Raw genomic sequence first — 12,416 nt, 5'->3', positions numbered from 1 at the left:
GAAAACACATAAATCTCTATCTGATGTATCATACCTATCATAAGAACAAAGGTCATTGATTTGAAATACTTAGAACAAAACCAACTTTGTTTACAGGATAGCTCTGCCACCGGTTCGTAATGGTGTCCAGTCCTCTTTATTCTACTGGGTCTTTTTTACTCACCTTTACATGATCCCTTATCTCTTGCATTACTTCATACATTTTAAAAGCCAAAATTAATAACTCACAATAAATCCTAACAACTAGTGGTCCTAAGATAATCATCAATAAACCGGAAAAGACCTGGTATCCTCCCCCATAATATGCATTGAATCCTGAAATCATGGTAATGATACCTGCTAAAACCGACAAGCCCACACCAATCCAAAAAACAACTTTTAAAATGGTCGGTGTAATCATATTGTCAAAGCTCAAGAATTTTTGAAACAAAGAAACCAACTCCTAAAATAAAAATAGATAATAAATGAATGCCATCATTTTATGATGTTCTATTAGTCTTGCAGTGAAACTCCATGTTGAAGTGTGTTCTGTCAATAACACTTGATTTTGCGTCATGACTAAAAAATTCCCCTACTATGGATCCGTTTTAATTTAAAACTTCAATGATTCTACTAGTTTATGTATGTACTGATTCCTATGATAAATCCTGCGTTTACAATCTTATATAATCTCCCCTCCAGCTCTACACAGTTCTATTTACTCGGTATGATTGTACCATATAAGTTGTGAATTAATATAAAAATCCATATATTTTAACATTAAAAATATTTTTTTAGTAAAATGGAGGAAAAGTCATGCTCCTCCTTTCTTATTAAGCAAAGTATTCAAGGCTTGGTCCTGTATATATATGTCCACGCTTTCAGCACCCTTTAAGTATAGCTCTAACTTCTTATGATCCAATGTCAGCCCTTCTCTATAAAAATGGACCTGCCCTATAATTTTCACCACTTCTAATAGCAACTTAGCATTCGATTTCATCTCCGTTCTCAAGCCAGCGATGCTATAGAAGAGGAGTAAATCAGCTTTGTTCTTCGGTTTTTCTATGATCTTTCTGATTTTCAGCAATTCAGGGCGTTGAAATGGTGAGCCTAAATACCCTAGGTCACTGAACCTTTTAAGAACATTCAAGTGATTAGATAAACAATAATCAAACAACACTTTATCCTGATGGACAATGCGCTGGACCGGAGTCCATGAGTCTCCAAAATTAATAGACTTCCTGTAATAGCAGAAAACACTTTCCATCCCTTGCCCACACCCCGTTCAGTATAATAATGAAAGACGCAAAAAAAGCATATGCATCCAACATTCTGGATTCATATGCTAGTATGGCCTCATTGACCTCACACGTATTCACTACAAACTAGATTCACGGGGCTTCATGCTGTGAAAAAAGAGTCTGGTCTTCAACCAGACTCTTTCTCACACTTAGGGCATCAATTGAATGATATGTTTGACGGATTCAGTCAAATCTTTCTGTGACCAGCTTGGCAGTTCCCCGTGCTGAACCGCCAGCTCGTGAGAAGCAGGAATATGAACAAAGCCAGAAGGAACCTGCTGATTGTTCACGTGAAAATGATAAAGCGCTTGATACATCACATGGTTACATAGGTAAGTCCCTGCGGTATTGGATACCTCAGCCGGATACCCTCTCGCCTGTAAGTTTTCAACAAAGCTCTTTATTGGCAGCGTAGAAAACAACCCATCCGGTCCCTCTTCTTGGATAGGATCGCCATCAGGTGTGTTCCCTTCGTTATCCTTTTCATTGCTTTCGTTACAGTTGATGGCAATTCGCTCAGGTGTGATTTTGTAACGGCCGGCAGCAAGCCCTAGTGAAATGACGGCATCCGGTTCAACGTCGTTGATATGCTCTAAAATTTCACGGCCAGACTTGTTATAATCAACGGATAGAATCCGTCCTTCGATACGATATCCATTCATCTCTTTCCCTTTCAGTTCCTCTACGATTTGATGTGTCGGGTTAATTGGGAAGTCGAGAAATGGTTCAAAGCCTGTGAGTAAGAGTGTCTTCATAGGTGGTTTCTCCTTTCATGATTATAAATCTGTTTCTCTGAATGATGGGATTTTCATCTTCTACCTTTTGGTACAGGTCGTTTGATTAAACCACTTCTAAGATTAATCGATTAATCACAAATATTCTCCTACACCGGTCCCCAGCTAATCAACACCCCAACCGTCAGCATAATCACAGCGATCACGACCCAAATCAATAACAATGGCAGCATCCATTTCGCCCATTTAATCCAGGGCACTCCAGCAACAGCAAGACTCGCCATGAGCGGACCTGACGTTGGAAAGATGCTGTTCGTGAATCCATCCCCAAACTGATAAGCCTGCACGGCCACCTGACGGGTGACTCCAATCATGTCTGCCAGCGGGGACAGGATCGGCATAGCAATCATGGCCTGCCCGCTTCCAGATGGGATGAGAAAGTTCATGACACCATTGGCTACAAACATTCCAAGTGCCGCCATCACGGGAGAAAGCTCCTCTAAAGGAACAGATAATGCATGAACAGCCGTATCGAGGATGCTGGCATTCTCCATGACAATCAAAATAGCACGCGCAACTCCAATGATCAGTGCACCATATACAAGTTTTTGACACCCATCCAGGAAGGTCAGAGCAACCTTATTGTAATTCATGCCTGCAATGATTCCTGAAACAATCCCGATAATGATGAAAAAGGCGGCCATGTGGTTGATCGTCCATTTATACTGGATAGTAGCAAAAATAAAGAAGGCAAGAGCCACAGCTACAAAAGAAAGAATCCATTTGTGTCTGGCAGTAAAAGGGGCATGCAGTTCATCATTAGAAGCCTCCTTTTCATCCAATACGCCGATTAAGCTTTTTGATGGATCATGGAGTACCCTTTTGGCGTACCTCCATGTGTAAAGAATCGTTACCCCTACGATCACTACAAAAGCAATGATTCTTAAAGCCATCCCCGAAAACAAAGGAAGGTCTGCGATCGACTGTGCGATTCCTACAGTATAAGGATTTAAAAAGCCTACGTTAAAGCCGGCAAACGTGGCTCCAAACGTAATCGAAACGGCTACGATCGCATCAAGTTTCAACGCTCTAGCAATAATCACACCAATCGCAACAAATGGGATGACAGAATTGGCTACCGCACCAACCGCGCCGCCCAGAGCGAATAAAACAGAGACAATGGCAATCAGCCAAAACTCTTTCCCTTTCGTTTTATCTACAGCACGCAAGATTCCTCCCTTAATGGCACCTGATCGCTCAATGACCTCAAAAGCACCACCAGCGAAAAGAACGAGGAAAATCAATCCACCAGATTGGACCATCCCTTCCTGCAATGCTAAGAAAATATCCATAAACCCAGCAGGCTCTCCCTCAACGCTTTCATATGTATTCGGGACGACCCGCTCCACCCCATCAATCGTCTCTCTTTCAAATGATCCTGAGGGAACAATGTATGTAGCGATAACAGCGGCTAGTAAAACGACAAATAGAATGACGTACGTATCCGGCATTTCCCACTTCTTCTTTTGATTACTAGAAACTTCTGGTGCTTTTTCAGGCAAACTCATTTAACGACATACCTCCTAAAATTCTCCCATTTGAAATATTAGGAAATTATACTATAGTTCTTTTATAATCGCAAAATTCTGTCTATTTAAACCGTAACCCCTTATATTTATCTAAGGTATAGATGAGATTAAAAAAGCTTAGAACCAATTATCATTCATTGATTCTAAGCGATTATTAGGATTCAAGCTATATTGAGGAATAAAAAGTAACTTATTTTAATTCGAGTGTAGCCTCTACAGGTGCAGTGATATCATTATAATCCATATCATAAACCTCACCGGTAATAATCCGGAAAGAAGTCACTTCTTCTGGGTTGGAATCAAAAGGGAGTCCAACGGATAATTCATTTACAAAAGAATTTCCATAGAATTCGTTATCTCCCCATTCCATGAAATTATTCTCAAATACATCAATCTGTTCACCCGTATTTAAGATAACTTTTGTGATGATATCATTTGTTTTCAAGGGTGTTTCAGATGTATTTTCAACGCTATGATCTATCCACAAAATATTTATAGGATCATTTTCTTCATAGCCATATTCGTTGTAAAACAAGTTGATATCATCATCAGATTTAAACCCTTCCCCTTGTATAATTGTAGTCCGCTCAATATTAAGTTGCAGGGATCCTAATTCAATGTGCTGTTGAAGATCATTATCGAAGTAGAGTGTAACCTTTTCCAAAAAATCAGTTTCAAATACCTCTCCGACCTCTGCCTCAGAAATTTTTTTCTGCTCAAGCTTTCCCTTACTCTCTGCATGTTTGTCTTCTCCACTTACCTTCTCCTGCTCAGCTTGCTTGGATTCTCCTGACACTGCCTCCGCTTCATTTCGCCTGTCATTTCCACAAGAAGTTAAAACAATAAGAAACATTACGACAAGCGATATAAGTATTACTTTTTTCATAGTATGTACCTCCTTTGTATGTAACCTTTAATTCATTATGTTTATCGGCTAATGGACATGGTTATTTAATTCTAACGACGTTGAATTATTTATATAAACTGAGGGCAAGGACGAAATAATCAGTAATACTTTTGATAGTGATCTGATAACTTTCCTATTCCATCTGATAACTCATTCAAACCACTATTAAAACGATCGTAAAATTCATTTGAATCATATGGCTCAACCTTTTCCCCGTAACTATCGATTTCCTGGAGTATCCCTTGATGAATTTGGATATTGTGTAAAACAACTTCTCTCAATTCGGTTGCATCTCTGTACTTAAGGTTTACATCAACTATAGTCTTCCGAGCATTTAATAAATCGGTGCTTAATTTCTTATTTTTTTCAAATCCTTCTAACGTATACCAAGGGTCATAATAGCTCATCTTTCCACTTTCGATTTCTTTAAAATAACCTTCTGATTCTCTAAGAATCGGGTAATACACTTCATCTAACACAGTCTCTCTAAAGATTAGGAATTCTTGAGTTTGTTTATAACCTTCATAGTACTTATAAGCGTAAAGCGATCCAGCCAATAGAATAATTAGTACAATTGCGGTAGTCATCCATTTTTTCATATCTGTAAGTCTCCAATCCTATTTTTATCAATCCAATTATAGCGTTAATTTTTCCCATATAATGAAAACAATTAATTCTGAAAAATACCTTATTTGTCTCAACTGGGGCATAGATTATATATTTAAGAAGCTTAAAGTAATATTAAGGAGAAGTAATATAAACTAACAAAAAAACACTATACTTCCCCAGATTATCTAGTATAATAGTCGTATGACTAATTGAATGGAGGTGTAATTATGAATGTCAAATTAAAGAATGATGCTGGAGTCGTCAAAGAGGTCAAAGTAGGATTCAGTTGGACTACTTTCTTTTTCGGTTTTATTCCTGCTCTTATTAGAGGAGATTTAAAGTGGGCCGTGATCATGTTTGTTACTGCCATACTTGCCGGCATTTTCACCCTTGGAATTGGTGCTTGGATCCCTGGAATTATATTTTCTTTTGTTTATAACAAGATCTACATTAAAGGGTTGCTGGAGAAGGGATACCGTCCTGCGACTGAAAGCGATCAAGCAACATTAGAACAACAGGAAATTGTCTCACCTGTTGCCAAAGGAGCTTAATACGCTCGGGTTGTACCCTGAACCATCAAAAGCTACATAATGAATTAAAGAAGAAGAGGGAAGCGATCATGCCTCCCTCTTCTTCTTTTTTATAGAAACTGACGAAGATAAAAACCTCAATGAGGGATAACATCCGACCCACGTTCTATGGTAAAATGTGTAACGGTATTGAACATAAAACGGAGGCTTTATATGAATCTATATAAAGAAAAGAAAAGAAAATTCAGGCCGGAAATAGAAGGATTACGGGCGGTTGCTGCCATTTTAGTCGCTGTTTACCATATCTGGTTAGGTAACGTATCAGGTGGCGTCGATGTATTCTTCGTTGTATCCGGATTTTTAATAACGATCTCTCTTTTAAATATGTTTGAAAGAACAGGGAAAGTAGATGTATTTGGATTTCTGCTAAAACTGGGAAAAAGGTTGTTTCCAATAGCCTTCTCCGTACTAATCTTTGTCATTATTACTAGTTTTTATTTCTTACCTCAGTCTCAATGGTCATCAATTATTCAGGAAGTCGCCGCTTCTTTGGTCTATTTCGAGAATTGGCAGCTGGCCAGCAACTCGGTGGATTATTTAGCGCAAAATAACGTCGCCAGCCCAGTCCAGCATTTCTGGGCCATGAGTACCCAGTTTCAGTTTTATATTATTTGGACCTTAGTATTGCTCACATCCATAGCGATCGCAAAGAAGTTCAACATGAAAACTAGAAACTCTTTGTTCTATACGTTCATTGTGATCTTTGCCGTGTCCATCAGCTATTCCGTCTATAAAACTTCAGTAAATCAGCCGTGGGCTTATTTTGATACATTCGCTAGGGCTTGGGAATTTGCAGTGGGGGGCATCCTCTCTCTGGTCATTGCCAATATCTCCTTGAATAAATCTACGAATCTAGTCATTGGCTGGTTGGGTTTGATCGGACTCGTAAGCTGTGGTTTGCTCCTACAAGTGTCGACTGTGTTCCCTGGATATGCGGCTCTCTGGCCGGTTCTGTCAGCGGTGTTGATCTTGATTGCTGGGAATAGTGGTGGGAAACTTGGAGTACACCAGCTGTTAAGTGCGAAACCGTTGGTTCGGTTCGGTGGAATTTCATACGGTTTCTACCTATGGCATTGGCCGTTACTCATCTTATATTTCAACATCATCGGAAATGACACGGTTCCCATCACCCACGGTTTATTAATTATCGGGTTGGCCGTCGTGTTGTCCTACGCGACTACGAACCTATTTGAAAAGCCAATCAGAAATAAAAAAATCCAGTCAAAACCAAAGCTAGCATTTATCCTAGTGGCTATTGCTGTTCCAGTTGTGATTCTGAATGGATCCTGGTCCTGGTACGTGAAAGATGCACAATTCGCCTCGGCCAGTGTGGAAATATCGAATAGCAATGATTATCCCGGTGCCTTAGTGATGGCATCTGACGATGAATTCCATTCAGATGAACCTTTCGCACCTAGTGTTTTACAGGCAAAAGAAGAAACACCGAAAAGTTATGATGATGGGTGTCACCAAGGGATGGAAGAGGCAGAAGTCATTCTGTGTGAATATGGAAAAGTCGACAACCCGGATTATACAATCGCCTTAGTCGGAGGCTCCCATAGTGCCCACTGGTTGGCTCCATTAGAAGCTTATGCAAATGAAGAGAACATCAAAATTCTGAACTATACACGTAGTGCCTGCAGGTTTTCAAGCGAATCTTATTTATTGACGACAGAACTCGATCAAAAAACATGCGCAGAGTGGAATGATAGTGTCATGGACGAATTGATTGAGAAAAAACCTGACCTGGTTTACACAACCGCCGATGCTACAGAGTGGGAAGGAATTCCTGAAGGTTATGTGGATCAATGGGAAGAGCTTGGGAAACATGATATCAACGTGTTTGCTTTAAAAGACAATCCAAGAGCTGAATTTGATATTCCTACTTGTATCGATGAGCATGGCGCTAATTCCAAGGAATGTACGACGGAGAATGATCTTGAGGATTTATCAGACGACATTGAAAACCTTGAGTTGGATAATGTGTACTATGCGGATTTGACGGATAAATTCTGTGAAGAGGATGTCTGTAAACCGATCATCGGAAATGTATTGGTTTATCAGGATGGGCACCACTTGACGAGAACTTATGCGGAAACGTTGACTCCTTTTGTTGGAGAAAAAGTAACTGGTGCACTGAACTATTTTTATGAAGATAAAAAGCAGTACTCTTCTACGAAGTAGTTTGATATATTTATCATTTTCCAAAGTTTATTTTGTTGGGTTTAAACAGAGAGGCTTAGGTCGTGAAGGCTGTCACCATGGAAATGAGGAATATTTGGAGACAAGTAATATATCAATAGGGTTGTAAGTTAAAAAAGAAGGCCGTAGTTTTACGGCCTTCTTTTTTTACCCTATTTTGCTCTTACAGATAATCCGAAGTTTTGGGATAATAATATGAGCAAATACCTGAAGTTTATACGGCAATGGTGATAATCAGTAAGTGTATAGATATCCAGCGACGACTTAGAATGTTACATTCTCATACTTTTGATTAATATGTTCGTGAAGAATGAAAAGAGGGGAAATATAAAAATTAATTAACGCGCAGCTGCGAATGCAGACCGTGTTGGGTTTGCGATACTTAGAAGCACTTCCCTTACATACTCTTTATCTCTCATCGATAGATCTTCAACCTCTAATAAAACCTTCTCTATTTCAAATTCCATCGTTTTACCAATATAAATACGTGGATGAACTTTCCTTTCTTGAATTTCTTTATCACATAACAATTCCTCATAGAGCTTTTCCCCTGGTCTTATACCTGTGACTTTGATCCCTATTTCTTTTTCCGTAAAACCAGATAAATGAATTAAATTCTTAGCAAGATCAATGATTTTTACTGGTTCACCCATATCCAGAACGAAGATTTCTCCTCCTTCCGCTAATGCTCCTGCCTGCAGAACTAGTCTTGAGGCTTCCGGAATAGTCATGAAATAGCGAGTCATATTTTCATCAGTGACAGTAAGCGGTCCACCACGTTTTATCTGATCCATAAATAAAGGAAGAACACTGCCCCTGCTTCCGAGTACATTGCCAAATCGTACAGCAACGAAACGAGTGGGACTCTTCTTATTTAAATCTTGTACTATCATTTCGGCAATTCTCTTGGTCGATCCCATAACACTAGTAGGATTGACCGCTTTATCCGAGGAAATCATGATAAATGTATCTACTCCCATAGTGTCAGCAGCTTCAGCTACATTACGAGTTCCAAAGACATTATTTGCAACGGCTTCAAACGGGTAGTTCTCCATTAAAGGAACGTGCTTATGAGCTGCTGCATGGATGACAATTTGTGGCTGGTGTTCTCCCATTACTGCCATCATTCGATGTCTATCTTTTATATCTGCTATTTCAGTTACATAGTGCACATGATCACCGAAACTTTCTTGCAATTCTCTATGGATAGAATAAATACTGTTTTCCCCATGCCCTAACAGTACAATCTTAGCGGGATTAAATTGAGAGATTTGTCTACAAATTTCTGAACCGATAGACCCGCCCGCTCCAGTTACCAGAATTGTATTACCTTTAATAAATCGTTTCATGGATAATGTATCTAAGTCTACTGGTTCTCTCCCCAACAAATGATTGATGTTTACTTTTTTCATATCATTTATTTCAAGCTTTCCAGTAACTAAATCTTCGAACATCGGGACCATCTGCACTTCAACTCTAGTCTTCTTACACTCCCTATATATACTATCCAGCTTTTTCTTGCTGAGGGAAGGGATCGCTATGATGATTCTTTCTATTTCGAGATCCAGGACTTTTTCTTGTAGATGATCTAAACCACCGACTACTGGTACCGAGAGAATATGGAGATCATGCTTTCGTATATCATCATCTAAAAAAGCAACAGGGTTTAATTCACAGCCCTCTTTTCTTTTAATTTGACTTACAACTAAAGAGCCTGCTTTTCCTGCGCCTATAATCAGGGTTCTTTTACCTTTGACTACCGATTGATTAAACTTCGTTCTTTCACGGATCAGCCGAAGAGAATATCTTGAACCGATAATCAGTATTATTTGAATCATCCATGTAGAAGTTAATACTCTATAATACAATTCATTAGAAAGGATAAATTGAAACGTTCCCGCTGCCAATATAGAAAAAGTAATGGACTTCACAAGTAGGATCACTTCTTCTACACTTGCATATTCCCATGCTCGTTTGTAAATTTTATAATAATGAGCAAAAAACACATGCCCTATCACCAAGCTAGCAGAAAGGATAAACAGTCGACCTGTAAAAAGAGAGGAAGACGGGAACATAATCCATACACTAATATAGATTGATGTAAAGATAATCAACGAATCCAAGACCCCGAAGTACAGCAAACGTTTTTGTCTACTCATTTTAATCCTCCTATCCTACTCCTCTGGTTCTTTATAACGAACTTAACAGTGGATTTTCAAACCCTTGCCACTTTAGCCAGGGGCTCCAGACCTATGTGCAGCTTAAGAGATTCGATCACCCGGAACTGGTCTTCTGTTGCCATCCCTGTACCTGAAGGTAAACAAATTCCTCTCTCAAATAGACCTTCTGCTACACTTCCTTTTCTGTCATGGGTGAAGAATGAATTGTTTCTAAATAGCGGTTGCAAGTGCATAGGCTTCCAGAGCAGTCGCGCTTCAATACCTTCATCATTTAAGGCATTTACTATAGACAATGGGCTTATCTGGCTATTTTTATTTAGTAATAATGTGGTTAACCACCGAGTATGCCTTCCTTCATGATATTCAGGCATAAATGTCAGTCCTTCCAACCCATTCAATGCATTAAAATAACGGTTATATATTTCTCTTTTTTGTTGTACCCTCTTCTCAAGAACCTTTATCTGCGCTAGACCAATTCCAGCAAGGATGTTACTCATTCGATAGTTATATCCGGCCTCCTGATGTTGATAAAACGGTGCGGTTTCCTTAGCTTGAGTAGCAAGGAATTTCGCTTTGTGAATAGCTTTCTCATCATTAGATACAAGCATCCCTCCACCAGAGGTCGAGATAATTTTATTTCCATTAAAAGAAAATACACCAAATTTACCGATCGTACCGCTTTTTCTACCTTTATAAAGGGCTCCAAGTGATTCTGCAGCATCCTCAATGATCGGAACCCCGTAATGATCACAAATCGATACAATTTCGTCCATCTGCGCACTCTGACCATACAGGTTAACCACAATGACTGCTTTAGGCAACCGCCGCTCCCTCACCGCAGTTTTAAATGCCTTCTTTAAAGCGATAGGAGACATGTTCCAGGTTTCGGTATCAGAATCTATAAATACTGGAACACCTTTTTCATAAAGGATAGGATTAGCTGAAGCTACAAATGTAAATGTGGAGCAGAAAACAGTATCATTCGGTTTAATATCTAGTAAACGTAACGCTAAATGAATGGCTGCGGTTCCGGAACTAACGGCAAGGGCGCTTTTAACACCTAAATAGGAGGCCACCTCTTCTTCAAACGCATCAACATTTGGACCTAAGGGAGCAATCCAATTGGACTCAAATGCTTTGTGAATATAGGCTTCTTCCATACCTGTCATATGAGGGGCAGATAAGTGAATTCTTTTGAGCTGCTTTTCCATAATTACTCCTCCTCTTAATCCTCTAGAATAAATAACTATCTAACTGAATGATGGAGATCGATACAATGGAAAGAAATTATCCATATTGGATACATTCTGATTTAACTTGAAGTATATCTCCTCACTATGAACCCTTTTTCCTACAAGAAAAGGAGAATCGCCCTGCTTATTGAATCGCTTTTTAAAGCGATATAAATTGTCATTATCTTTGTGGCCGCCTCCTAAATGAAGGTGTTTTCTTCCGTTATTTTTAGCCCACCTAATCGCGTAATCGAGCACAAAATTGTTTGGATAAAATTTGAGATAGTCCTGATCTGACCCTGCAAGGTGATAATGTGTGAAATCTCCATAACTCATAAATATTCCTGAAAATATGATTTTCTCTTCAAATGAAACTTCGAGGATCTCAGCATTTTCCCCCAGTAAACGTGCATGATCCTCAAAGTAATCTTCTGAGAAGTAATAATAATTCCCGGCATTGTTTTTATCCATGGTAGCGTAGTAATGTTTCAAGAAATTATTACGATCACCCAATGGTTTGTGAATGACTTGCAGTCCTATTTTATTGGCCTTTCGTATTGTATTACGATTATTTTTTGAGTAATTACTCCAGATCGTATCCAAATCTTTAGTTAAATCTATATGAATGGTGTTACGTATCTCTGTTGGTTGTGCGTCTGGATAAATGAAGTGGTTTTTTATCAATGGATGAAATCTAACAAACTCCGTAACAATATTGTTAGACCGACAAAAATCACGTAAGCGTTTTGAAAAATTCTTAAATATTGGTTGATTGGTTACGATACCATCTACATTGGATATTGGCCCTCCATAGCCATATGGAGTAGTGATATCGTACAGCTCTCCCAAATCGTTTATTTTTTCTTTTAAATGTGGTACATTACTTAACTTTCTTATCAAAAAAGGATAATAGACTACATCTCCATTTTCTTCATATATAACAAGAGTCGCTTTACCTTCTCCGTTTCTTTCACAGACTTCTAAATATTCCGGTGTAAAATAAATATCTTTACACTGTAGTTTGTTTAAGTAGTTATGCCATATTTCTTTATCTTTTGTGTGATATACATGAAACTTCATTTTGCCCTCCCTA

The 12,416-nt window shown here is 38.8% G+C and carries 11 protein-coding genes; 2 read left to right on the top strand and 9 right to left on the bottom strand.

Annotation, left to right across the window (positions count from 1 at the left end):
- Positions 1-136: 136 nt before the first annotated feature.
- The 6 genes from ACQ4XT_RS08645 to ACQ4XT_RS08620 form a co-directional block, all read right to left on the bottom strand.
- Complete coding sequence (locus ACQ4XT_RS08645) at positions 137-430, bottom strand: DUF4282 domain-containing protein (RefSeq protein ID WP_446853334.1); 294 nt, start codon at positions 428-430, stop codon at positions 137-139.
- Positions 431-793: 363 nt separating this feature from the next.
- Entirely contained in the window at positions 794-1,246 is a 453-nt protein-coding gene (locus tag ACQ4XT_RS08640) for a hypothetical protein (protein ID WP_446853333.1), read from the bottom strand.
- Positions 1,247-1,429: 183 nt separating this feature from the next.
- Positions 1,430-2,035: a pyroglutamyl-peptidase I gene (locus ACQ4XT_RS08635; RefSeq protein WP_446853332.1), complete on the bottom strand. Its 606-nt coding sequence runs from the start codon at positions 2,033-2,035 to the stop codon at positions 1,430-1,432.
- A gap of 128 nt (positions 2,036-2,163) precedes the next feature.
- Positions 2,164-3,582, bottom strand: coding sequence for a YfcC family protein (locus ACQ4XT_RS08630; protein ID WP_446853331.1), 1,419 nt, complete (start codon positions 3,580-3,582; stop codon positions 2,164-2,166).
- A gap of 211 nt (positions 3,583-3,793) precedes the next feature.
- Positions 3,794-4,489: a hypothetical protein gene (locus ACQ4XT_RS08625; RefSeq protein ID WP_446853330.1), complete on the bottom strand. Its 696-nt coding sequence runs from the start codon at positions 4,487-4,489 to the stop codon at positions 3,794-3,796.
- A 119-nt stretch (positions 4,490-4,608) separates the two neighbouring features.
- Positions 4,609-5,109: a hypothetical protein gene (locus ACQ4XT_RS08620; protein WP_446853329.1), complete on the bottom strand. Its 501-nt coding sequence runs from the start codon at positions 5,107-5,109 to the stop codon at positions 4,609-4,611.
- A 237-nt stretch (positions 5,110-5,346) separates the two neighbouring features.
- Between ACQ4XT_RS08620 and ACQ4XT_RS08615 the strand changes: the two genes are divergently transcribed.
- A complete protein-coding gene (locus ACQ4XT_RS08615; RefSeq protein WP_446853328.1) occupies positions 5,347-5,670 on the top strand; it encodes a DUF2628 domain-containing protein in 324 nt (107 codons plus the stop codon).
- Between the two features lie 192 nt (positions 5,671-5,862).
- Positions 5,863-7,893, top strand: a complete 2,031-nt coding sequence (locus tag ACQ4XT_RS08610) for an acyltransferase family protein (RefSeq protein ID WP_446853327.1) — start codon at positions 5,863-5,865, stop codon at positions 7,891-7,893.
- A gap of 356 nt (positions 7,894-8,249) precedes the next feature.
- Here the strand turns inward: ACQ4XT_RS08610 and ACQ4XT_RS08605 are convergent, their stop codons facing one another.
- Genes ACQ4XT_RS08605 through ACQ4XT_RS08595 form a run of 3 tightly spaced genes read right to left on the bottom strand, consistent with a single transcriptional unit; the run spans position 8,250 to position 12,403 of the window.
- Complete coding sequence (locus ACQ4XT_RS08605; protein WP_446853326.1) at positions 8,250-10,070, bottom strand: polysaccharide biosynthesis protein; 1,821 nt, start codon at positions 10,068-10,070, stop codon at positions 8,250-8,252.
- Between the two features lie 56 nt (positions 10,071-10,126).
- Entirely contained in the window at positions 10,127-11,302 is a 1,176-nt protein-coding gene (locus ACQ4XT_RS08600; RefSeq protein WP_446853325.1) for a DegT/DnrJ/EryC1/StrS family aminotransferase, read from the bottom strand.
- A 39-nt stretch (positions 11,303-11,341) separates the two neighbouring features.
- Positions 11,342-12,403 (bottom strand): lipid II:glycine glycyltransferase FemX, encoded by a 1,062-nt coding sequence (locus ACQ4XT_RS08595; protein WP_446853324.1) that lies wholly within the window; start codon positions 12,401-12,403, stop codon positions 11,342-11,344.
- Positions 12,404-12,416 lie beyond the last annotated feature (13 nt).

It is taken from the genome of Halobacillus sp. 12SKB (assembly GCF_052941655.1).
The sequence above is the reverse complement of the archived record's forward strand: the minus strand, read 5'-3'. Positions and strand labels throughout refer to the sequence as shown.

Bases quoted from the DNA above. Each gene is read 5' to 3' on its own strand.
- ACQ4XT_RS08640 (WP_446853333.1), bottom strand. From the start codon at position 1,246: ATGGAAAGTGTTTTCTGCTATTACAGGAAGTCTATTAATTTTGGAGAC.
- ACQ4XT_RS08635 (WP_446853332.1), bottom strand. From the start codon at position 2,035: ATGAAGACACTCTTACTCACAGGCTTTGAACCATTTCTCGACTTCCCA.
- ACQ4XT_RS08630 (WP_446853331.1), bottom strand. From the start codon at position 3,582: ATGAGTTTGCCTGAAAAAGCACCAGAAGTTTCTAGTAATCAAAAGAAG.
- ACQ4XT_RS08625 (WP_446853330.1), bottom strand. From the start codon at position 4,489: ATGAAAAAAGTAATACTTATATCGCTTGTCGTAATGTTTCTTATTGTT.
- ACQ4XT_RS08620 (WP_446853329.1), bottom strand. From the start codon at position 5,109: ATGAAAAAATGGATGACTACCGCAATTGTACTAATTATTCTATTGGCT.
- ACQ4XT_RS08615 (WP_446853328.1), top strand. From the start codon at position 5,347: ATGAATGTCAAATTAAAGAATGATGCTGGAGTCGTCAAAGAGGTCAAA.
- ACQ4XT_RS08610 (WP_446853327.1), top strand. From the start codon at position 5,863: ATGAATCTATATAAAGAAAAGAAAAGAAAATTCAGGCCGGAAATAGAA.
- ACQ4XT_RS08605 (WP_446853326.1), bottom strand. From the start codon at position 10,070: ATGAGTAGACAAAAACGTTTGCTGTACTTCGGGGTCTTGGATTCGTTG.
- ACQ4XT_RS08600 (WP_446853325.1), bottom strand. From the start codon at position 11,302: ATGGAAAAGCAGCTCAAAAGAATTCACTTATCTGCCCCTCATATGACA.
- ACQ4XT_RS08595 (WP_446853324.1), bottom strand. From the start codon at position 12,403: ATGAAGTTTCATGTATATCACACAAAAGATAAAGAAATATGGCATAAC.